Origin of the sequence: Pseudoalteromonas sp. PAR1 (genome assembly GCF_947311895.1) — a bacterium.
Classification (GTDB): Bacteria; Pseudomonadota; Gammaproteobacteria; order Enterobacterales; family Alteromonadaceae; genus Pseudoalteromonas; species Pseudoalteromonas lipolytica_C.
On the sequence record NZ_CAMZMY010000052.1, the window covers coordinates 1 to 1377 of the forward strand.

Below are 1377 nucleotides of genomic sequence, written 5' to 3' on the forward strand. Positions count from 1 at the left end.
CATATATGGACTATCTCCGATTGCAAGACAGTAATTGATAGAATTTCAAAGTTCATTGCTGCCATATATTCGGCTTTTTTATGAGCGGATTTATCCGCTCTAGCCCTGATGGATATCCGCCCCTATCACCTTATCAATCTCGACGGCTTCTAACAGCCTTTGGTATTATCAGGTTTAAATAGGACGGCTATGAACCGTTTTCCGTCAATCTCAATCTTTGCAATTTTTGCTATGGAACTTTTGTCTTTTAATTGTGGTTAGTGTTTTTTATACAAATTTGTACGTCTCTTTTTTTACGGTCATTGCCCACGCCATTCGCGCCATTTTATTCGCTAATGCAACCACTGCTTTATTAAATGGCAGCCGCTCCCGCAGGTTATTTGCCCATAAGCTTACCTTGTCAGCTTTACTCGCCGATTTGACTAACGCAGCTCTGGCACCATTAATCAGTTGGGTTCGCAAATAAGTATTTCCTCGTTTACTTATTCCCTTTAACTTGGGGTTATCGCCAGTTGTATGCTGTTTGGCAACGAGTCCCAGCCAGGCTGCCATATGACGCCCACTTTTAAAGGTTTTACCATCACCTATTGCACTATACAAAGCTGTTGCGATGATGGGGCCTATTCCTGTCATCGTTTCTAATTTCTGGCACTGTTCTATCTGATGGCTTAAAGCTTTTATCTCGCTATCCAAATTCGTGATTAATTTATCTACCTCAATTAACTCATCATACAAACTGGCTATATATCGACGAGACAATGGCGTTAACATATTACTCGCATCTTCTAAAATATCGGGGATAGATTTTCTCACTTGATTAACGCCTTGCGAGAGGCTAATACCATATTCGGCTAAGAGGCCTCTGGTTTGATTCACTAAGGCCGTTCTACATTTTATTCGCCGCTCTCTTATACGGTGCAACAGTTGAATGTCTTGTTGCTCTACACTTTTTATTGGTACAAAACGCATATTCACTCGTTGTGAAGCTTCAGCTATGGCTTCTGCATCATTGAAATCATTTTTATTTCCTTTTCGGTAAGGAACTACATATTGTGGAGCGATAACTTTCACTTCATGACCATAGTTTTGAATACTTTGTGCCCAGTAGTTTGATGTGCCACACGCTTCCATGACGACAATTGCTGGCTCTAAATTACAAAAATACTCTTCCATGTTAGTGCGTTTGAGCTTTTTCTTTTTGAGCACTTTTCCCGAGTTTGATAACCAAACTAAATGAAAAATGTTCTTGGCGATATCTAATCCAATTGTTATTTTATTCATGTGTCTCTCTCTACTTTGTTTAAGCTAAAACTTACCCCAAACTACTATGGCGCATTATGACGCCGTTGGGGAGTGGAGAGAGTCCATTCCATTAAT

The 1377-nt window shown here is 40.0% G+C and carries 1 protein-coding gene; it reads right to left on the reverse strand.

Translation table 11 applies throughout. The annotated features are described in order from the left end of the window. Window positions 1-267: 267 nt before the first annotated feature. Complete coding sequence (locus tag QL229_RS20500; protein WP_281547365.1) at window positions 268-1281, reverse strand: IS110 family transposase; 1014 nt, start codon at window positions 1279-1281, stop codon at window positions 268-270. Between the last annotated feature and the right edge of the window lie 96 nt (window positions 1282-1377).